This window comes from Salmonella sp. SAL00653 (assembly GCF_046552515.1).
GTDB classification, from domain to species: Bacteria; Pseudomonadota; Gammaproteobacteria; order Enterobacterales; family Enterobacteriaceae; genus Salmonella; species Salmonella enterica.
Window position 1 is genome coordinate 1 of sequence record NZ_JBGDTY010000006.1, and the last position, 20,413, is coordinate 20,413.

Genomic DNA, 20,413 nt, shown 5'->3' on the forward strand with positions numbered 1-20,413 from the left:
CGTTTGAACTCAGTCATCATTACGTTCTCCGGATTTAAGTCTGGAACGTGTCAACGCTATTCAGGACGGGTCACAGATGAAAATTTTGCCAAAATAAAAACAGGTGGCTTTTTTAATGCGTAAGCGCAAAGAAAAAGCAGTAAAGGTGCGGCAGTATGTAAATAGTAATGAGAACGACTATCAATTCGACGTTGTTTTGATATTATTATGCTCAGATTTTGTGATTTGCGTCCTGGAGATACAGAGTGGGTAATAATTTGATGCAGACGGATCTTTCCGTCTGGGGCATGTATCAGCACGCCGATATTGTCGTGAAGTGCGTGATGATTGGTTTGATTCTGGCGTCAGTCGTCACCTGGGCTATCTTCTTCAGTAAAAGCGTTGAATTTTTCACGCAAAAGCTCCGCTTAAAGCGCGAACAACTGCAATTAGCCGATGCGCGCTCTTTAGATCAGGCTTCCGACATTGCGGCAGGTTTCAGCGCAAAAAGCCTCAGCGCACAGCTCATCAATGAAGCGCAGAATGAACTGGAACTCTCTCAGGGCAGCGAAGATAACGAAGGGATTAAAGAACGTACCGGCTTCCGTCTGGAACGTCGCGTCGCAGCGGTTGGCCGCTACATGGGACGAGGCAACGGTTATCTGGCGACGATCGGCGCCATTTCCCCCTTCGTCGGGTTGTTTGGCACCGTATGGGGCATTATGAATAGTTTCATCGGTATTGCGCAAACGCAGACCACCAACCTGGCGGTGGTTGCTCCTGGGATTGCGGAAGCGCTGCTGGCGACGGCGATTGGGCTGGTAGCCGCGATCCCGGCGGTCGTCATTTACAACATCTTCGCACGTCAGATAGGCAGTTATAAAGCAACGCTGGGCGACGTGGCGGCGCAGGTATTGCTGCTGCAAAGCCGCGATCTTGATCTGAATGCGAGCGCCGGTACGCGCCGCGCAGAAATTACGGGTAGGGTAATGCGTCATGGCAATGCGTCTTAACGAGAACCTGGATGACAACGGCGAAATGCATGAAATCAACGTGACGCCGTTTATCGATGTCATGTTGGTTCTGCTGATTATCTTTATGGTGGCTGCGCCGCTGGCGACGGTGGACGTCAAGGTGAATCTGCCCGCTTCTACCAGTACGCCACAGCCGCGTCCGGAAAAACCGGTTTATCTGTCGGTGAAAGCGGATAACACCATGTTTATCGGTAACGATCCGGTGACGGATGATACGATGATTGCCGAGCTAACGGCCCTGACGGAAGGGAAAAAGGATACTACGATTTTCTTCCGCGCGGATAAAACCGTAGAGTATGAAACCCTGATGAAAGTGATGGATATGCTGCATCAGGCGGGCTATCTCAAGATTGGTCTGGTCGGCGAAGAGACCGCGAAAGCGAAATAAGTATTCTGCTGATGCTGTAGGCCGGGTAAGGCGAAGTCGCCACCCGGCTTTTTTATTGCCTAAGATGGCGCCTTGCTTAACAGAAGTGCGCCATCGTAATCGACTTCATGCGTTAGCCTAAATGTTCCCCGCCGCACACGCCGTGCACTTCTGCGGTAACGTAACTGGATTCCTGGCTTGCCAGATAGACATACACCGGCGCCAGCTCTGCCGGTTGGCCGGCCCGCTTCATTGGCGTCTGCTGACCAAACTGCGGAATTTTATCCTGGGTTTGACCGCCGGAAATTTGCAGCGCTGTCCAGATAGGGCCAGGCGCGACAATATTCACACGAATTCCTTTTTCCGCCACCTGTTTCGCCAGGCCACGGCTGTAATTGAGGATTGCCGCCTTGGTTGCCGCATAATCCAGCAGGTGCGGACTGGGCTGATACGCCTGGATAGACGACGTCGTGATAATACTGGCGCCTTTTGGCAGCAGCGGAATCGCTTCCTGGGTTATCCAGAACAGGGCAAAAACGTTAACGGCGAAGGTTTGCTGAAATTGCTCGCTGGTCAGATCTTTTATCTCCGGGATTGCCGTTTGTTTACCGGCTACCAGCGCCAGAATGTCCAGCCCGCCCAGCGCTTCACGCGCCTTATGGACCAGCGAACGGGCGAAAGATTCGTCGCTAAGATCGCCTGGCAATAACACCGCTTTACGGCCGCACTCCTCAATCAGCGCTTTAACCTGCTGAGCGTCCTCTTCTTCCGCTGGCAGGTAGTTGATCGCGACATCTGCGCCTTCACGCGCGTAAGCGATAGCGGCAGCGCGCCCAATCCCGGAGTCGCCCCCTGTCACCAGCGCCTTACGATCTTTAAGGCGACCACTGCCGACATAACTTTTTTCACCACAGTCAGGAACAGGCGTCATTTTCGCCTGGACGCCGGGCGCCGGCTGTTTTTGCTTAGGATACTCGCCGGTGTAATACTGCGTGGTAGGGTCGTATAGATGAGACATTGAGCTTCTCCCTTCAGGTTGAACACCCTTTAAGCGTAGACACTTTTACTACCGTAAGAGGGAGAATCAGAACGATCCTTATGCTTCGCCCGTATTCACAACAGAGTTAACTAGCCATGAAGGTTATTTTTCTCGCCGTGCGACGGTGGTGACGTTGCGCGTCCGGTAGTCGCCATCGGAAAGCTTACGCGTCAGACGTAGGGTTGCCGTCTCGCGAGCCAGCAGATGCTGCCAGTCACTTTCAAGACGAGACATAATTTTGTCTCGTAATTCAGGATGCTGCTCGATAATGGCATTGATGGTCGCGCCATAAATCTCCTCTTTGACCTGTAACGCATACATCTCCCGTCGGTTTTGCCACTTCAGGCGCACTAACGCCGCCGGTATGGATACCACCTCCTGCGTTACCTTTTCCAGGGTGGCATTTTTGCTGGCGATTAGCGCTGCAAGATTTTGCTTTAAGATAAATTCATCACTTTTATGGTTGTCTAAAGCCAAATAAACGTTATTGTCTTCAACTTCTTTCATCTTTATCTTCCAGTGAATAAAATAGCGGCATATCGGTTTCGCGAGTGATTAAATTAAGCCAAATGGCATTGCCTTTTTCATTTATCATTGCGGTTTTATCCGCCAGTATTTTACTTAGCGTTTGGGCATCAATATCGCCTTCTGCCTGTAGTGCGTTTATCAGGCGGGCAAACGTTTCAATTTTAGCCACACAATACAGACGTTCTTTAATATGACGGTCGCGTTCTTCAAATAATACGTTTCTGTGTTGCCCGGCAGCGTTAGCGCTAATTAAAATATCGGGCTCGTAATCGCTGAGCTTTGTCTTTCCCTTAGGCAAATTTTTACTGTTTTCTGTGGCTTCAGGGGGCGGCGATGACAGGCGAAAATGAGAGGAAACCAGATGCCCAGGAAGCATGACTAAATATCCTTTACGATCAGTGGTATACTATTTTTAATAGTGTAGGTTTCGTTGACAATAACATGGCGTAATTTTAAAATCAAAAAAAATGGAGCCTGCTATGAACAGTATTTTTTATTCTGTTATTATATTGCTATTACTGACCGGCGCGATACTCTTCCTGATGTGGGAGGTTAATAAAAAACGTCCTGGTGGAAAAACCGTAAATTTAAATCAAACTGAACCCATGACAAAGGAAGAGGGCGAAGATCATTTCTCAGTATTAATGAATTCGATAACGCCGGTATGGTACTGGCGCGTTAACCATGAATATATCGATTTCCTTCATGCAACGATAAAACGAATGACAATGACTGAGTTGAATGAAACGCCTGGATTATTTGACGCACAGCGTCGTTGCAGCGACCTTAACTCTGCCGTTTATAAGTATTACGACAATATTAAGAAGCGTTGTCTGAACGGAGAAAAGGTGCCGTATTCGGATTTGGACGTCCTTAATTTACGCCAGTGTTTTCGCGAGTTCAGTCTTGAAGCCTACCCGGCATTGGTCGCGCTGGTATGGCCGGAATATCAGCGCCCGCAGGTTAACCCGGATGAGATTTAGAGCCTATCCCATTAGGGCTATTTTACTTGCCATTTTGGACCTGGGCAGTGCTCGCCAAAACGCGTTAGCGTTTTGAACGCCGCTAGCGGCGGCCCGAAGGGCGAGCGTAGCGAGTCAAACCTCACGTACTACGTGTACGCTCCGGTTTTTGCGCGCTGTCCGTGTCCAAACTGGCTGCGCCAATAACGCCTGGTGGGATAGGCTCTTAACTGCATGTTGATCTGATGTTGCATGGTTGAGATATACTGTTGCTGGTTTTAGTTACCTGACAGGTCCCTATGGAACGCTTTCTTGAAAATGTAATGTATGCGTCTCGCTGGCTGCTCGCGCCGGTGTATTTTGGCCTCTCTTTGGCGCTGATCGCTTTAGCGCTAAAATTTTTCCAGGAAATTCTACACGTTCTGCCGAACGTTTTTGCCCTGGCGGAAGCCGATCTGATTCTGGTGCTGTTATCGCTGGTTGATATGACGCTGGTCGGCGGATTGCTGGTAATGGTCATGTTCTCCGGGTATGAGAATTTTGTCTCTCAGCTGGATATCTCTGCGGGCAAGGAGAAGCTGAACTGGCTGGGGAAAATGGATGCGACTTCGCTAAAAAATAAGGTGGCGGCATCGATAGTCGCTATCTCTTCCATTCACCTGTTACGCGTGTTTATGGATGCGAAAAACGTCCCGGATAACAAATTAATGTGGTATGTCATCATCCATCTGACCTTTGTCCTGTCGGCGTTCGTGATGGGCTATCTGGACAGATTGACGCGGCATAACCATTGAGCCGCCGTCAACGGCGGGGCAGTCGGGCAAAGGACGCTGAGCCCGGCTGTAAAACAGCGCTTCTTTAACGGCGGATAACCGCCTCCCTGCAGCCTTACGCAATATTTTTACTACATCTATTCATTTACTCAGTAATAAGACTAAAAGATTTTCTCTGCGTTCACAGATATATAACATCTGCGGGTACGTAAACGGCGATAACTGTAAAAAAATGGAGAATGCATTATATATTCTCCGCGCCTTGCCGATAACGAGAGTGCGTCATCATCAGATGACTAATCTCTTATATTCAGCAAGGAAATTCATATGCGTTTGCTGCAAAACTTTACTATTCGTATGGTCATGCTGACGATACTGGGACTTTTTTGTCTACTCTGGTCGGGGGTGGGGTTATACAGCGTCCATGCTTTATCCGAAGTTTCGGAAGGAAATGATATTGACCGGCATCTTGTACGGCAAATGACGGTGCTAAGCCAGGGTAACGATCAATATTTCCGCTTTGTTACCCGCCTTAGCCGCGCGATGGATGTAAAAATCGGCGGCGGCACGCCCGATTTTGCGCCCGCCCGGCAGTCGCTCGAGAATATGCGTCAGAAGCTGGAGGAGATGAAAGCGCTATCGCCAGGGCCGATGAACCCTGATATCTCAAGGGAGGTCTTGTCCAACTGGCAGGCCTTGCTGGAGAAAGGCGTCGTTCCTCAAATGCAACTGGCACAGCAAGGATCGCTGACCGCCTGGAGCGAACATGCCAGTACGGTCACGCCCGCACTCAGCCGCGCGTTCGGCGCCAGCGCGGAACGGTTTAGTCATGAAGCTGGCGCCATGCTGGATAACACACGTGTGATGGTCGATGGTAAAACCTATACCATCCGCATCCTGCTTATTACGGCGGTGATTCTGGGCATTGCTATCCTGATTTTTACCGATCGCTATCTGGTTGCAATGATGGTGAAACCGCTGGAGCGCATCCGTCAGCAATTTCAGCGCATCGCGCAAGGCGATCTTAGCCAGCCGATTGAAGCGTTGGGGCGTAACTGCGTAGGCCGGTTGGTGCCGCTACTGCGCGCGATGCAGGACAGTTTACGCGAAGCCGTGAGTACGATCCGCGCCGGAAGCGACAATATCTGGCGCGGCGCGACGGAAATTTCTACCGGTAATAACGATCTCTCTTCCCGAACGGAAGAACAGGCCGCTGCGCTGGAAGAGACGGCCGCCAGCATGGAACAGCTTACCGCAACGGTGAAAATGAACGCCGAACACGCTCGCCAGGCGAGTCAGCTTGCGGATGCCGCCTCGCTAACGGCAGGAAAAGGCGGTGAACTGGTTTCCAATGTGGTAGAAACAATGAACGGTATTTCCGCCAGTTCGCAGCAGATCGCCGAAATTACTACCGTGATTAATAGTATTGCTTTCCAGACCAATATTCTGGCCTTGAACGCAGCGGTAGAAGCGGCCAGAGCGGGCGAGCAGGGACGCGGCTTCGCGGTGGTCGCCGGTGAGGTACGTAACCTGGCCAGCCGCAGCGCGGGGGCGGCGAAAGAAATTGAAGCCTTAATTGGCGAATCGGTACGTCGCGTAGCGCAGGGCGCGCAGTTGGTCCAGGAGACCGGCGCGACGATGGACGCCATCCTGCTCGGCGTCACGGAAGTGACGACGATTATGAAACAGATCGCGTCCGCCTCCGAAGAACAGAGTAAAGGTATTTCTCAGGTTGGCGTGGCGATCACGCAAATGGATAGCGTTACGCAACAAAACGCCGCGCTGGTTGAGCAGGTTTCCGCGGCGGCGGCGGCGCTGGAACGGCAGACGGAGGATTTGCAACGCTCCGTACAGCAGTTCCGGCTTTCCGCTAGTGAGCCGCAACAACGCGTAACGGCGAAAGCGGCGCCTGGCGTTCAGAGAATGGCGTCGACTCCCGCACAGTCTACTGATGAATGGGTTGCCTTCTGATGTGAAGCAAAAAAGCGCGTAATGCGCTGGCCTTCATTTAATTAGCCGCTATATAATTTATTATATAGTGGCTAAGGAGGTCAGATGAATAATCATTTTGGGAAAGGGTTAATGGCCGGGTTGCACGCGCCATATGCATATAGCGCGCATCATGCGGTGAATTTCTGTTCTGAGTATAAACGTGGCTTTGTATTGGGTTTTACACACCGTATGTTCGAAAAGACCGGCGATCGTCAACTTAGCGCGTGGGAGGCTGGAATTCTGACGCGTCGCTATGGTCTGGATAAAGAAATGGTGATGGATTTCTTTAAAGAGAATCATTCCGGGATGGCGGTTCGCTTCTTTATGGCCGGTTATCGACTCGAAGGTTGATCCAACAGGGGTATTATCTTGCTTTAATTAATTACACTATCGCCTCTTCCCTTCGTTTTACTGTTCCGTCGAAGTATTATGGCGCACATAACCATAAAAAAAGTGTGGTAAATGGCGTACCGATCGCAATAACTTCTTCGCGAACAGTGCAAAATAAAAGCCAGGTCTTCGTAACGGAATAACTATAAAATGACTGGAGATAATACTCTCATCACTTCTCACGGCATTAACCGTCGTGATTTCATGAAGCTTTGTGCAGCACTGGCCGCTACTATGGGGCTCAGTAGCAAAGCCGCCGCAGAAATGGCAGAATCGGTATCCAATCCACAGCGTCCGCCCGTTATCTGGATTGGCGCTCAGGAGTGTACCGGTTGTACCGAATCACTGCTTCGTGCTACACACCCAACCGTTGAAAACCTCGTTCTGGAGACCATCTCTCTGGAATACCACGAGGTACTTTCCGCCGCATTCGGTCACCAGGTCGAAGAAAACAAACATAACGCTCTGGAGAAGTATAAAGGGCAATATGTTCTGGTGGTGGATGGTTCTATCCCACTAAAAGATAACGGTATCTACTGCATGGTTGCCGGCGAGCCGATCGTGGATCACATCCGCAAAGCCGCCGACGGCGCAGCCGCGATTATCGCTATCGGTTCCTGCTCGGCATGGGGCGGCGTTGCTGCGGCTGGCGTAAACCCAACCGGCGCTGTCAGTCTGCAGGAAGTCTTACCGGGCAAAACGGTTATCAATATTCCAGGTTGTCCGCCAAACCCGCATAACTTCCTGGCGACCGTCGCGCATATCATCACTTACGGCACGCCGCCGAAGCTGGATGCGAAAAATCGTCCAACCTTTGCCTATGGCCGTCTGATTCATGAGCATTGCGAACGTCGTCCACACTTCGACGCAGGCCGTTTTGCCAAAGAATTTGGCGACGAAGGCCACCGTCAGGGCTGGTGTCTCTACCATCTTGGCTGTAAAGGGCCGGAAACCTGGGGCAACTGTTCTACGTTACAGTTCTGTGACGTTGGCGGCGTCTGGCCAGTGGCGATCGGTCATCCTTGCTATGGCTGTAACGAAGAAGGTATCGGCTTCCATAAGGGCATTCACCAGCTTGCTCATGTCGAAAACCAAACTCCGCGTTCAGAGAAACCTGACGTCAATATGAAAGAAGGCGGCAATATCTCTGCGGGCGCTGTCGGTCTGCTTGGCGGCGTAGTCGGTCTGGTTGCCGGCGTCAGCGTGATGGCGGTACGTGAACTGGGGCGTCAGCAAAAGAAAGATAACGCTGACTCACGGGGAGAATAACCGTGAACAGACGTGACTTTATTAAAGCAGCCTCCGGTGGAGCATTGCTGTTGGGCGCCGCGCCGTCTGTCAGCCATGCGGCTGCAGAAAACCGTCCGCCGATTCCAGGTTCGCTGGGTATGCTGTATGACTCCACTCTGTGCGTGGGCTGTCAGGCCTGCGTCACAAAGTGTCAGGATATCAACTTCCCGGCGCGTAACCCGGAAGGGGAGCAGACCTGGTCGAACAACGACAAGCTGTCGCCGTATACCAATAACATTATTCAGGTATGGCGTAGCGGTACGGGCGTGAACAAAGATCAGGAAGAGAACGGCTATGCCTACATCAAGAAACAGTGTATGCACTGCGTCGATCCTAACTGCGTTTCCGTTTGCCCGGTGTCGGCGCTGAAAAAAGATCCGAAAACCGGCATCGTCCACTATGACAAAGATGTCTGCACCGGCTGCCGTTACTGTATGGTTGCCTGCCCGTACAACGTACCTAAGTACGACTACAACAACCCGTTTGGCGCGCTTCACAAGTGTGAGTTGTGTAACCAGAAAGGCGTTGAGCGTCTGGATAAAGGCGGTTTGCCTGGGTGTGTGGAAGTTTGTCCGGCAGGGGCCGTCATTTTCGGTACTCGTGAAGAGCTGATGGCGGAAGCGAAAAAACGTCTGGCCCTCAAACCAGGCAGTGAATATCACTATCCGCGCCAGACGTTGAAAACGGACGACACCTATCTGCATACGGTGCCTAAATACTACCCACACCTCTACGGTGAAAAAGAGGGCGGTGGTACTCAGGTGCTGGTGCTGACAGGCGTTCCTTATGAAGATCTGGATCTGCCGAAGCTGGATGACCTTTCAACCGGAGCGCGCTCCGAGCATGTTCAACACACGCTTTATAAAGGCATGATACTACCCCTGGCTGCGCTGGCGGGCTTAACCGTGCTGGTTCGTCGTAATAGCAAAAACGACCATCACGATGGAGGAGACGATCATGAGTCATGATCCAAAACCGCTGGGCGGAAAAATCATCAGTAAACCGGTCATTATTTTTGGACCGTTAATCGTCCTGTGTATGCTCCTTATCGTGAAGCGTCTGGTCTTCGGGTTGGGCTCCGTTTCCGACCTGAACGGCGGTTTCCCGTGGGGCGTCTGGATTGCCTTTGACCTGTTGATCGGCACCGGCTTTGCCTGCGGCGGTTGGGCGTTGGCATGGGCGGTGTATGTCTTTAACCGTGGGCAATACCATCCGTTGGTGCGCCCGGCGTTGCTGGCAAGCTTGTTTGGTTACTCGCTGGGCGGCCTGTCGATCACTATCGACGTCGGTCGTTACTGGAACCTGCCGTACTTCTACATTCCAGGTCACTTCAACGTGAACTCGGTACTGTTTGAGACGGCGGTCTGTATGACCATCTACATCGGCGTGATGGCGCTGGAGTTTGCGCCTGCCCTGTTTGAACGTCTGGGCTGGAAAGTGTCGCTCAAGCGTCTGAATAAGGTGATGTTCTTTATTATCGCGCTGGGCGCGCTGCTGCCGACGATGCACCAGTCCTCAATGGGGTCATTGATGATCTCGGCGGGCTATAAAGTGCATCCGCTATGGCAAAGCTATGAAATGCTGCCGCTGTTCTCGGTTCTGACCGCGTTTATCATGGGCTTCTCCATTGTCATATTTGAGGGGGCGCTGGTTCAGGCAGGCCTGAAAGGAAACGGTCCGGATGAGAAAAATTTGTTTGTTAAGCTGACGAATACCATCAGTGTGCTGCTGGCGATTTTCGTCGTCCTGCGCTTTGGCGAACTGATTTATCGCGACAAGCTGTCCTATGCGTTTGCCGGCGATTTTTACTCCGCTATGTTCTGGATTGAAGTCGTCCTGATGGTCTTCCCGTTAGTGGTACTGCGTGTGGCGAAACTGCGTAATGACTCTCGTATGCTGTACCTGTCGGCGCTGAGCGCGCTGTTGGGTTGCGCGACGTGGCGTCTGACCTATTCGCTGGTGGCATTCAACCCGGGTGGCGGCTACCACTACTTCCCAACCTGGGAAGAATTGTTGATTTCTATTGGTTTTGTGGCTATTGAGATTTGTGCATACATCGTACTCATTCGTCTACTGCCGATACTTCCTCCTTTAAAACAAAACGATCATAATCGTCATGAGGCGAGCAAAGCATGAGCCAGAGAATTACTATTGATCCGGTAACCCGTATTGAGGGTCATTTACGCATTGACTGCGAAATTGAGAACGGCGTCGTATCCAAAGCATGGGCGTCCGGCACCATGTGGCGCGGTATGGAAGAGATCGTGAAGAACCGCGATCCGCGCGATGCGTGGATGATTGTGCAGCGTATTTGCGGCGTTTGTACGACAACTCACGCGATCTCTTCCGTTCGTGCGGCAGAAAGCGCGCTGAATATTGATGTTCCCGTCAACGCGCAGTATATCCGTAATATTATTCTGGCGGCGCATACCACCCATGACCACATTGTCCATTTCTACCAGCTCTCTGCGCTGGACTGGGTGGACATTACCTCTGCGCTGAAAGCCGATCCGGAAAAAGCTTCTGCGATGCTGGATGGCGTGTCGAGCTGGCACCTGAACAGCGCGCAAGAGTTCACGAAAGTTCAGAACAAGATCAAGGATCTTGTCGCCAGCGGTCAGTTAGGTATTTTCGCCAACGGCTACTGGGGGCACCCGGCAATGCAGTTACCGCCGGAGGTCAACCTGATTGCGGTCGCCCACTATCTGCAGGCGCTGGAATGTCAGCGTGACGCTAACCGCGTGGTGGCGTTGCTGGGCGGTAAATCGCCGCATATCCAGAACCTGGCGGTCGGTGGGGTGGCGAACCCGATCAATCTCGACAGCATCGGTACGTTGAACCTTGAACGTCTGATGTACATCAAATCGTTTATCGATAAGCTGAGCGATTTTGTCGAGCAGGTGTATAAAGTGGATACCGCAGTCATCGCGGCCTACTATCCGGAATGGCTGGAGCGTGGCAAAGGTGCGGTGAACTACCTGAGCGCGCCGGAATTCCCGACCGACGGTAAAAACGGCAGTTTCTTGTTCCCGGGCGGTTACATTACCAATGCCGATCTGTCGACATACCGTCCGATCACCTCTCACTCCGACGAGTTCCTGATTAAAGGTATTCAGGAGAGCGCGAAGCACGCCTGGTATAAAGATGAAGCGCCGCAGGCGCCGTGGGAAGGCACTACGATCCCGGCTTACGACGGTTGGTCGGATGACGGTAAATACTCATGGGTCAAGTCGCCGACATTCTACGGCAAAACCGTCGAAGTCGGGCCGCTGGCGAACATGCTGTGTAAACTGGCTGCAGGTCGTGAATCCACGCAGACCAAGCTCAATGAAATCATTGCGCTTTATCAGAAGCTGACCGGTAAAACGCTGGAAATGGCGCAACTTCACTCTACGCTGGGTCGTATCATCGGGCGTACCGTTCACTGTTGTGAACTGCAAAACATATTGCAGGATCAATACAACGCGCTGATTGTAAATATCGGCAAAGGCGATTACACCACGTTTGTGAAGCCGAACATTCCGGCGACGGGCGAGTTCAAAGGCGTGGGCTTCCTGGAGGCGCCGCGCGGTATGCTGTCTCACTGGATGGTGATTAAAGACGGTATTATCAGTAACTATCAGGCAGTGGTGCCATCGACCTGGAACTCAGGTCCGCGTAACTTCAACGATGACGTGGGGCCGTACGAACAGTCGCTGGTCGGTACGCCGATCGCCGATCCGGCGAAGCCGCTGGAAGTGGTACGTACCATCCACTCCTTCGACCCTTGCATGGCGTGCGCGGTACACGTGGTGGACGCCGATGGCAATGAAGTGGTCTCGGTGAAGGTTTTGTAATGCGGATATTAGTCTTAGGGGTCGGCAATATTTTGCTGACCGATGAAGCCATCGGGGTGCGTATTGTTGAAGCGTTAGAGCAACGATACACCCTGCCGGATTTCGTTGAGATTCTGGATGGCGGTACGGCGGGAATGGAACTTCTTGGCGATATGGCGAATCGTGATCATTTGATCATTGCCGACGCCATCGTGTCGAAAAAGAACGCGCCGGGAACCATTATGGTACTGCGCGACGATGAAGTTCCGGCGCTGTTCACCAACAAAATCTCCCCCCATCAGCTTGGACTGGCCGACGTATTGTCGGCCCTCCGCTTTACCGGCGAGTTTCCGAAGAAACTGACCCTGGTTGGCGTTATTCCACAGTCGCTGGAACCGCACATCGGCTTAACGCCAACCGTCGAGGCGATGATTGAGCCTGCGCTTGAGCAGGTTCTTGCTGCGCTGCGTGAATCCGGCGTCGAAGCAATTCCTAAGGAGACGGCGCATGTCTGAAACGTTTTCCGGATTCGACACGGCGCCCGTCGCCCGGGTTCAGGCGGCGTTTGAAGAGATAGCCCATCGTTCGATGCACGATCTTTCGTTTCTGCATCCGACTATGCCTGTGCATGTCTCTGATTTTACGTTGTTTGAAGGACAATGGACGGGCACGGTAATTACGCCGTGGATGTTAAGCGCATTAATCTTCCCTGGCCCGGACCAGATCTGGCCCGGGCGTACCGTCGGTGAAAAACTCGGTCTGCAACTGCCTTATGGCACGATGACCTTTACCGTTGGCGAACTGGAAGGCGTTTCGCAATATCTTGCCTGCTCGTTGATGTCGCCGCTTTCCCGTAGCCTGTCGCCGGAAGAGGGCGTCCGGCTGGCGGATGACTGCGCGCGGATGCTGTTATCCCTGCCGGTAAGCAATCCTGATGCGCCGCAGACAAGCCGGCGCGCGTTGCTGTTTGGCCGTCGGAGCTGTGAGAATGCATGAGCTGTCTCTTTGCCAAAGCGCCGTTGAAATTATTCAGCAGCAGGCAGAACAGCACGGCGTGGCGCGCGTCACCGGCGTATGGCTGGAGATAGGCGCGCTTTCGTGCGTTGAAGAGCGCGCGGTTCGTTTCAGCTTTGACATCGCCTGCCAGGGAACTTTAGCGCAAGGGTGCGAATTGCACATCGACTACAGACCGGCCCAGGCCTGGTGCTGGGATTGCAGTCAGGTGGTGGAAATTCTCAGGCATGACGCGCAATGTCCGCATTGTCATGGCGATCGCCTGCGGGTGGATACCGGCGATTCGTTGAAAGTAAAAAGTATTGAGGTCGAATAACCCGCATTTTATTTCAGGTGGTTAATTATGTGTATTGGCGTCCCCGGTCAGGTGCTGGCCGTCGGAGATGATATTCACCAGCTTGCGCAGGTGGAAGTGTGTGGCATCAAACGTGATGTCAATATTGCTCTGATTTGTGAAGGTAAGCCAGCCGATCTGGTAGGGCAATGGGTATTGGTACACGTTGGTTTTGCGATGAGCATCATTGACGAAGACGAAGCGAAAGCCACGTTAGATGCGCTGCGCCGCATGGAGTACGACATCACCAGCGCGTGATCCCTTAATCACCTCTATTATATCGCTCTATAATTGCTGTATAATTATTTATATATCGATTGTGGGGCGAAACCTATGAATAAATTTTTGCGCCAGCTCTCTCTGCTGGCGTTGCTTTTTTGCTGGCCGTTAATGTCACAGGCGGCGCGTACTTTTACCGATCAAATTGGTCGCCAGGTCACGGTTCCCGACACCGTCGACAGAGTGGTGGTGCTCCAGCATCAAACGCTCAATCTCCTTGTACAGATGAATGCCACTGACAAAATCGTTGGGGTCATGGCGAACTGGAAACAGCAATTAGGCGACGGCTATGCGCGTCTGGCGCCGGAACTGGCGCAAAAAGCCTCGCTGGGCGATCTAACGCACGTTGATCCTGAAAAACTGGTGGCGCTGCGCCCGCAGGTGGTGTTTGTCACGAATTACGCTCCGCAGGAGATGATCGACAAAATCAGCCGTCTTGGCATTCCGGTGGTGGCGATTTCGCTGCGCCATGATGTTGCTGGCGAGCGGGCTAAAATGAACCCGACCCTGGCCGATGAAGAGCAGGCTTATAATCGCGGGCTGCGTGAAGGAATAACGCTGATTGGCGATATCGTCAATAAACCGCAGGAGGCGAAAGCGCTGATTGAGGCGATGGATAAAGGTCGCAAGATGGTCAGCGACCGTTTGCAGTCGGTTCCTGAAAATGAGCGGGTTCGCGCTTATATGGCGAATCCGGAGCTGACCACCTACGGTTCCGGTAAATACACCGGTCTGATGATGGCCCATGCGGGGGCGCTGAATGTAGCGGCATCCTCGGTGAAAGGCTTTAAGCAGGTGACAATGGAGCAGGTGATCGCCTGGGATCCACAGGTAATCTTTGTCCAGAATCGCTATCCAAAGGTCGTCAATGAGATCCTGCACAATCCCCAGTGGCAGGTCATTGACGCGGTGAAGCATCATCGGGTTTACCTGATGCCGGATTATGCCAAAGCCTGGGGATATCCGATGCCGGAGGCGGTGGGAATTGGCGAACTGTGGATGGCGAAAAAACTCTATCCGGAAAAATTCCACGATATTGACATGCAAAAGGCCGCTAACGACTGGTATCAACGTTTTTACCGTACTGACTATCAGGGCGTACAGTGATGCGAATACTGGCAGCGGGGAGCTTGCGCGTCGTCTGGCCGCAGCTAATGACGGCGTTTCAGGCGGATGCGGTATGTGATTTCGGTCCGGCGGGGCTGTTACGTGAACGCATCGAAGCGTGCGACTTTTTTGCTTCGGCGAACCTGGCGCATCCGCAGGCGCTGCTGGAAAGCGGGCGGGCGCTGCGGGTCGCGCCTTTTACGACGAACCGTTTGTGTCTGAGCGTGCGGGCACAGGCGATGCGTGAAGGCGAGGACTGGCTGTCGCTATTAACCCGGCGGGATCTGCGGATCGGCACCTCAACAGCAGGTTGCGATCCTTCCGGCGATTATACGCAGCAGCTTTTTTCGCGGATGGGCAACGAGGGCGAAGCGGTCCGAAAACGCGCGGTAGCGCTGGTTGGCGGCAGGCAGACTTTGCCGTTACCGGCGGGCCGGCTGGCAGCGGAATGGCTCATCAATCATGATTACACCGATATCTTTATCGGCTATGCCAGCTATGCTCCCAGGCTACGGCAGGTTAATTCGCTGCGAGTGATTGATATCCCGGAACCTTATAATCCCGTGGCTGAATATGGCTTTGCCTGCCTGAGCGAGCAGGGAAAAACGCTTGCCGACTTTTTACTGTCAGCACGGGCGAGGTTGATTCTCATGCAACATGGGTTTAGTGAAGCGCCGAATATGACGCACTCGCAGAACTGATAAGCGAAGCGTCAGCAGGGAATACCATGCCGGATGACGACATTACTACCCCATCCGGCATTATGGTTTAACTTTGACGTTTATCTTCGGTATGGTTTTCGAAGTCGCTGGCGTCATGGCGTTCGTGAAGCTGTTCGTTCAATGGGCCGTTGGTCCGGTTGACAATGCGCCCCCGCTTTACCGCCGGACGTTCGGCTACCTGTTTCGCCCAGCGTTGTACGTTTTGATAACTTCCGGCATCCAGAAACTCCGCTGCATCATAGACATTCCCCTGCACCACGTTGCCGAACCACGGCCAGATGGCCATATCGGCAATAGTGTACTCTTCTCCCGCGACATACGGGTGGTGAGCTAACTGCTTATCCAGCACGTCCAGCAGACGCTTGGCTTCCATGGTGAAGCGATTAATGGCGTACTCAATTTTTACCGGCGCATAATGATAGAAATGACCGAAACCGCCACCGAGGAACGGCGCCGCGCCCTGTAGCCAGAACAACCAGTTAAGGGTTTCTGTGCGCTTAGCCAGATCCTGCGGCAGGAAATGGCCAAACTTATCCGCCAGATAAACAAGAATTGCGCCCGACTCAAAAACCCGAATCGGCGGGGTGTGTGAGTTATCGCGCAGCGCCGGAATTTTTGAGTTCGGATTGATGTCAACAAAGCCGCTGGAGAACTGATCGCCCTCGCCGATGCGAATCAACCAGGCGTCATATTCGGCGCCGGTCACGCCCAGCGCCAGGAGTTCTTCCAGCATAATGGTCACTTTCTGGCCGTTAGGCGTCCCCAGCGAATAAAGTTGTAACGGATGTTTGCCGACGGGCAGCGTTTTGTCGTGCGTCGGGCCGGAAACCGGGCGATTAATGTTAGCGAACGCGCCGCTGCCGGGTTTATCCCACGTCCAGACTTTTGCGGGTTGATAAGTATTATCTGCCATATTGACCTGCCTTCACAGTGGTGGTGTTGAAGCAGTGTAGCAGCTTGCTAACCGGACATTTAACCGATTGGGACATTCCGACGAGTGAAATTTTAACCTTCTGGCCTCAGTGTGCCTTATTGAGGTGTATGATTATGTCGACCTCTGTCCGGTTAGTGTCACAGAGCAGACAATCAGAGCGAAATCACGCCAGGCTGCTCAGGCGGTCTTGTTTTGAGGTAAGTGCATGAGCAAAGGAACCACCAGTCAGGATGCCCCCTTCGGGACATTATTGGGTTACGCCCCCGGCGGCGTAGCGATCTACTCTTCAGATTACAATTCCCTCGATCCGTGGGACGACGACGACGCAGCTTTTCGTAGCTACATCGACGATGAATACATGGGGCATAAATGGCAGTGCGTGGAATTTGCCCGCCGTTTTCTCTTTCTGAATTATGGCGTTGTTTTTACTGACGTCGGCATGGCCTGGGAAATCTTCTCGCTGCGTTTTCTGCGCGAGGTCGTGAATGACAATATTTTGCCTTTGCAGGCCTTCCCGAACGGTTCGCCGCGCGCGCCGGAGGCCGGGGCGCTGCTCATCTGGCAAAAGGGCGGCGAGTTTAACGAAACCGGGCACGTTGCGATTATCACCCAGCTCCTGGATAACAAAATTCGTATTGCTGAGCAAAACGTTATCCACACGCCATTGCCGCCAGGGCAGCAGTGGACTCGCGAACTGGAAATGGTTGTAGAAAACGGGTGTTACACCCTGCGCGACACCTTTGATGACACGACGATTTTAGGCTGGATGATCCAGACCGACGACACGCAATACAGTTTGTCACAGCCTGACATCGCGAATCAGTCGCTGGCGATTCGCGGCGCAAGACTGCCAGAGAAAGGTCAGTTTGACGGTCAGTGGCTGGATGAGCGCGATCCGTTACAAAAAGCCTATGTACAGGCGAACGGACACGTTATCAATCAGGACCCGTACCAGTATTTTACCATCACCGAGAGCGCTGAACAGGAGCTTATCAAAGCGACCAATGAGTTGCATTTGATGTACCTGCACGCCACGGACAAAGTTTTAAAAGACGATAATCTGCTGGCGCTATTCGATATCCCCAAAATTCTTTGGCCGCGCCTGCGCCTCTCCTGGCAGCGCCGTCGTCACCATATGATCACTGGTCGTATGGATTTCTGCATGGATGAACGCGGGCTGAAAGTCTATGAATACAATGCCGATTCCGCATCATGCCATACCGAAGCGGGATTAATTCTCGAAAAATGGGCTGAGCAGGGCTATACCGGTAAAGGGCATAACCCGGCAGAGGGCTTAATTAACGAGCTGGCAGGCGCCTGGAAACACAGTAAAGCGCGTCCTTTCGTCCATATCATGCAGGATGATGATATCGAGGAGGACTATCACGCGCAGTTTATGCAGCAGGCGCTGCATCAGGCCGGCTTCGCGAGCAAAATCCTCCGCGGGCTGGGCGAGTTGCGCTGGGATGACGCCGGGCAGTTGATCGATGGCGACGGACGGCTGGTGAATTGTGTCTGGAAAACCTGGGCGTGGGAAACGGCGATGGAGCAGATACGCGAAGTCAGCGAGACGGAGTATGCCGCAGTGCCTATTCGTACCGGGCACCCGGAAAATGAAGTCCGGCTGATTGATGTATTACTGCGCCCGGAAGTGTTGGTGTTTGAACCGCTGTGGACGGTGATCCCGGGCAACAAAGCGATCCTGCCCATCCTGTGGTCGCTGTTCCCGCATCATCGCTATTTGCTCGACACGGATTTTACCGTTAACGATGAGCTGGTGCAGACCGGCTATGCGGTAAAACCGATCGCCGGACGTTGCGGTAGTAATATCGATTTGGTGAGCCATCAGGAAGAGCTCCTGGATAAAACCAGCGGCAAGTTCGCCACGCAGAAAAATATCTATCAGCAGTTGTGGTGCCTGCCGAAGGTCGCCGGGAAGTATATTCAGGTCTGTACGTTTACCGTGGGCGGTAACTACGGCGGTACGTGCCTGCGCGGCGATGATTCATTAGTCATTAAAAAAGAGAGCGATATTGAACCGTTAATCGTCATCAAAGCGTAACGGGGTCATTCTCGTCGGGATATCGGCGTGGGTGCCGATATCCCGCCTGTTGTGTTTACCAGTGAACGGCTATCAGCCTGCCATTTACTGGTAACATATGAGAAATAATATCACAAATTATTCTTAACTTTTCTGACGCAGGCGGTGACGCTCGCCGCGTTGGCGCATCCGTTTCCTGATTTTCGACTAATCGATACTTTTTGCGTCTGGTTACGCCGCCCCTATCCCTTTGGATTTAGGTCATGCCTGTTTGGCTGGTAAACGGACAGCATAATATATTGATGAGTCCAAATGATATTATTGGTCATATAAAAAGTTTACGTTAGGTTATTTTTCTATTGCAAAAGTTTGCGTTTAAACCCTGTCTGCAATCTTCGTGGCGAGATATAGATACACCTAAGTAAATGCAGTTAATTATTATTCAACTATTATTGTCAGCCTTGTAAATAATATTTACGTATAAAGTGAAGCGACTTCCATTATGACTATTAATAGTATTGTTGAATAGTTTACTCTGTAATTATTTAAGTTTAGTGGACGTTTTGTCTTATTCTGGTGAACGTATGGTTATGGCAGATGACAGCCGATTTTTCATTATGTTATCATGAGTTGATAATACTTTATCCAGGCATAGATCAGGATGTCCACATATAATAAGGAGAATGGTATATGTTTAAAAAAGTATTAGGCTTGCGCCACTGGAATAATAATGTTGTAAAAATACCGCCGCCAGCAGAATCTGGCGCTAATGCGTCTGACGTGGTGGTGGATACTCCTGAGCCTTATGAGCGGATACTGTGTCAAAAAATTCTGATGGGGCTCTCGACGATCGATATCATTCGTAATGCCATCATTAAGTCCTGTGAGCAGCTCAACATTGAAAAAGAACGCATTAATGAACTTAACGAACAGAATGATAAAGCCAGAAGTTCATTAAAATCGCTCGTGGAATTTATCACAGAAATTGGCACGACTTCATCGGATATTGGCTGTCGTATGGGCGACTTAAATACCTCCTTAACGCAAATTAATGCGTGTATTAAAGAGATACAGAAGATCGCTAACCAGACCAATTTGATAGCGATTAACTCCGCGATCGAGGCCGCGCGCGTAGGGGATGCCGGGCGTGGTTTTAGCGTTATTTCGAAAGAGGTGAAAAACCTGTCCGAAGATGTTAAACACAGTTCGAAAAGCGTCAGTACGTTAACCTCTGTAATCAAAGATAATACGGCCAGAGTGAGTGAGGTGCTGGATAACCAACAGCCGGTTATTGATAATATTACGACTAACATAAATCAAATTGTGGAGTCTATTGGCATCGTCATCGATAAATCGCTGAGCATGAAATCGGTCATGCAGTACATCTCTACGGTACAGTTTTTGAATATTGTCAAAGTTGACCATGTTATTTGGAAAATGGAAGTCTACAAATTACTCTTAAATAAAGACATAAACAGTAAAATAACGATGCACGATCAGTGTCGGCTGGGGAAATGGTACTACGGTTTTGAAGGGCAGCAGTTTAGCAATTACTACAGTTTCCGTAGTCTGGAAGCGCCGCATAAAGAGGTGCATACCGCTGGTCACTCTGCGCTGAACTATTTTGCCGCAGGCGATATGAATGCGATGTCGCAAGAACTTGACAGAATGGAGCGATCCAGTAATGAGGTGGTTAACCAGCTGGAAATGCTGGCTGTCGATTTATTAAAAGAAACCACACTGTGAAGTCATGAGTTATTACCGTATAACCAACAGGAGCCATCATCAACAGGACTGATGTATCACACTTTCT

The 20,413-nt window shown here is 51.8% G+C and carries 21 protein-coding genes and 1 pseudogene; 18 read left to right on the forward strand and 4 right to left on the reverse strand.

Features of this window, described 5'->3' with window-relative positions:
* Positions 1-245: 245 nt before the first annotated feature.
* Positions 246-969: pseudogene (gene exbB / locus ACLJRU_RS08870) on the forward strand (tol-pal system-associated acyl-CoA thioesterase).
* Positions 970-975: 6 nt separating this feature from the next.
* Complete coding sequence (exbD, locus tag ACLJRU_RS08875) at positions 976-1,401, forward strand: TonB system transport protein ExbD (protein ID WP_001251476.1); 426 nt, start codon at positions 976-978, stop codon at positions 1,399-1,401.
* Between the two features lie 112 nt (positions 1,402-1,513).
* Here the strand turns inward: exbD and ACLJRU_RS08880 are convergent, their stop codons facing one another.
* The 3 genes from ACLJRU_RS08880 to ACLJRU_RS08890 all read right to left on the reverse strand — a co-directional run bounded on the left by ACLJRU_RS08880 (position 1,514) and on the right by ACLJRU_RS08890 (position 3,323).
* Positions 1,514-2,398: an SDR family oxidoreductase gene (locus ACLJRU_RS08880; protein ID WP_000019032.1), complete on the reverse strand. Its 885-nt coding sequence runs from the start codon at positions 2,396-2,398 to the stop codon at positions 1,514-1,516.
* Positions 2,399-2,521: 123 nt separating this feature from the next.
* Positions 2,522-2,926, reverse strand: coding sequence for a hypothetical protein (locus tag ACLJRU_RS08885; protein WP_000665658.1), 405 nt, complete (start codon positions 2,924-2,926; stop codon positions 2,522-2,524).
* Entirely contained in the window at positions 2,913-3,323 is a 411-nt protein-coding gene (locus ACLJRU_RS08890; protein ID WP_001540917.1) for a hypothetical protein, read from the reverse strand. Before ACLJRU_RS08890 ends, ACLJRU_RS08885 begins: the two co-directional genes overlap by 14 nt.
* A gap of 103 nt (positions 3,324-3,426) precedes the next feature.
* Here ACLJRU_RS08890 and ACLJRU_RS08895 point away from each other — a divergent pair, with 103 nt between their 5' ends.
* The 14 genes from ACLJRU_RS08895 (at position 3,427) to ACLJRU_RS08960 (ending at position 15,604) form a co-directional block, all read left to right on the forward strand.
* Positions 3,427-3,930 (forward strand): ESA_00282 family adhesion-associated protein, encoded by a 504-nt coding sequence (locus ACLJRU_RS08895; protein WP_001736383.1) that lies wholly within the window; start codon positions 3,427-3,429, stop codon positions 3,928-3,930.
* Positions 3,931-4,208: 278 nt separating this feature from the next.
* Positions 4,209-4,703 carry a TIGR00645 family protein gene (locus ACLJRU_RS08900; RefSeq protein ID WP_000439335.1) on the forward strand — a complete coding sequence of 165 codons (495 nt, stop codon included), beginning with the start codon at positions 4,209-4,211 and terminating at the stop codon, positions 4,701-4,703.
* Positions 4,704-5,009: 306 nt separating this feature from the next.
* Positions 5,010-6,653, forward strand: coding sequence for a methyl-accepting chemotaxis protein (locus tag ACLJRU_RS08905; protein WP_001540916.1), 1,644 nt, complete (start codon positions 5,010-5,012; stop codon positions 6,651-6,653).
* An 84-nt stretch (positions 6,654-6,737) separates the two neighbouring features.
* A complete protein-coding gene (locus tag ACLJRU_RS08910; protein WP_001059119.1) occupies positions 6,738-7,025 on the forward strand; it encodes a DUF2623 family protein in 288 nt (95 codons plus the stop codon).
* Between the two features lie 189 nt (positions 7,026-7,214).
* On the forward strand, positions 7,215-8,333 hold the full coding sequence (gene hybO, locus ACLJRU_RS08915; protein WP_000145429.1) for a hydrogenase 2 small subunit: 1,119 nt from the start codon (positions 7,215-7,217) through the stop codon (positions 8,331-8,333).
* Positions 8,334-8,335: 2 nt separating this feature from the next.
* Entirely contained in the window at positions 8,336-9,322 is a 987-nt protein-coding gene (gene hybA / locus ACLJRU_RS08920) for a hydrogenase 2 operon protein HybA (RefSeq protein WP_001081721.1), read from the forward strand.
* The gene (hybB, locus tag ACLJRU_RS08925; protein ID WP_000017676.1) at positions 9,312-10,490 is read left to right on the forward strand and encodes a Ni/Fe-hydrogenase cytochrome b subunit; all 1,179 of its coding nucleotides are present in this window, start codon (positions 9,312-9,314) and stop codon (positions 10,488-10,490) included. Before hybA ends, hybB begins: the two co-directional genes overlap by 11 nt.
* On the forward strand, positions 10,487-12,190 hold the full coding sequence (hybC, locus tag ACLJRU_RS08930; RefSeq protein WP_000083044.1) for a hydrogenase 2 large subunit: 1,704 nt from the start codon (positions 10,487-10,489) through the stop codon (positions 12,188-12,190). Before hybB ends, hybC begins: the two co-directional genes overlap by 4 nt.
* A complete protein-coding gene (locus tag ACLJRU_RS08935; protein ID WP_001221960.1) occupies positions 12,190-12,684 on the forward strand; it encodes a HyaD/HybD family hydrogenase maturation endopeptidase in 495 nt (164 codons plus the stop codon). Before hybC ends, ACLJRU_RS08935 begins: the two co-directional genes overlap by 1 nt.
* The gene (hybE, locus tag ACLJRU_RS08940) at positions 12,677-13,165 is read left to right on the forward strand and encodes a hydrogenase-2 assembly chaperone (protein ID WP_000004951.1); all 489 of its coding nucleotides are present in this window, start codon (positions 12,677-12,679) and stop codon (positions 13,163-13,165) included. The genes ACLJRU_RS08935 and hybE overlap by 8 nt, the downstream gene beginning before the upstream one ends.
* Complete coding sequence (gene hypA / locus ACLJRU_RS08945; RefSeq protein WP_000544945.1) at positions 13,158-13,499, forward strand: hydrogenase maturation nickel metallochaperone HypA; 342 nt, start codon at positions 13,158-13,160, stop codon at positions 13,497-13,499. The genes hybE and hypA overlap by 8 nt, the downstream gene beginning before the upstream one ends.
* Before the next feature lie 27 nt (positions 13,500-13,526).
* Complete coding sequence (hybG, locus tag ACLJRU_RS08950) at positions 13,527-13,775, forward strand: hydrogenase maturation factor HybG (protein WP_000334889.1); 249 nt, start codon at positions 13,527-13,529, stop codon at positions 13,773-13,775.
* Between the two features lie 75 nt (positions 13,776-13,850).
* Positions 13,851-14,903 carry an ABC transporter substrate-binding protein gene (locus ACLJRU_RS08955; RefSeq protein ID WP_001032008.1) on the forward strand — a complete coding sequence of 351 codons (1,053 nt, stop codon included), beginning with the start codon at positions 13,851-13,853 and terminating at the stop codon, positions 14,901-14,903.
* On the forward strand, positions 14,903-15,604 hold the full coding sequence (locus ACLJRU_RS08960; RefSeq protein WP_023235241.1) for a molybdate ABC transporter substrate-binding protein: 702 nt from the start codon (positions 14,903-14,905) through the stop codon (positions 15,602-15,604). Before ACLJRU_RS08955 ends, ACLJRU_RS08960 begins: the two co-directional genes overlap by 1 nt.
* A gap of 67 nt (positions 15,605-15,671) precedes the next feature.
* Here the strand turns inward: ACLJRU_RS08960 and yghU are convergent, their stop codons facing one another.
* Complete coding sequence (gene yghU, locus ACLJRU_RS08965; protein ID WP_001540914.1) at positions 15,672-16,538, reverse strand: glutathione-dependent disulfide-bond oxidoreductase; 867 nt, start codon at positions 16,536-16,538, stop codon at positions 15,672-15,674.
* A 226-nt stretch (positions 16,539-16,764) separates the two neighbouring features.
* Here yghU and gss point away from each other — a divergent pair, with 226 nt between their 5' ends.
* Together gss and ACLJRU_RS08975 are read left to right on the forward strand one after the other, a co-directional pair.
* Positions 16,765-18,621 (forward strand): bifunctional glutathionylspermidine amidase/synthase, encoded by a 1,857-nt coding sequence (gene gss / locus ACLJRU_RS08970; protein WP_000033690.1) that lies wholly within the window; start codon positions 16,765-16,767, stop codon positions 18,619-18,621.
* 669 nt (positions 18,622-19,290) lie between these two features.
* Positions 19,291-20,346: a methyl-accepting chemotaxis protein gene (locus ACLJRU_RS08975; RefSeq protein WP_000475258.1), complete on the forward strand. Its 1,056-nt coding sequence runs from the start codon at positions 19,291-19,293 to the stop codon at positions 20,344-20,346.
* The last annotated feature ends 67 nt before the right edge of the window (positions 20,347-20,413 follow it).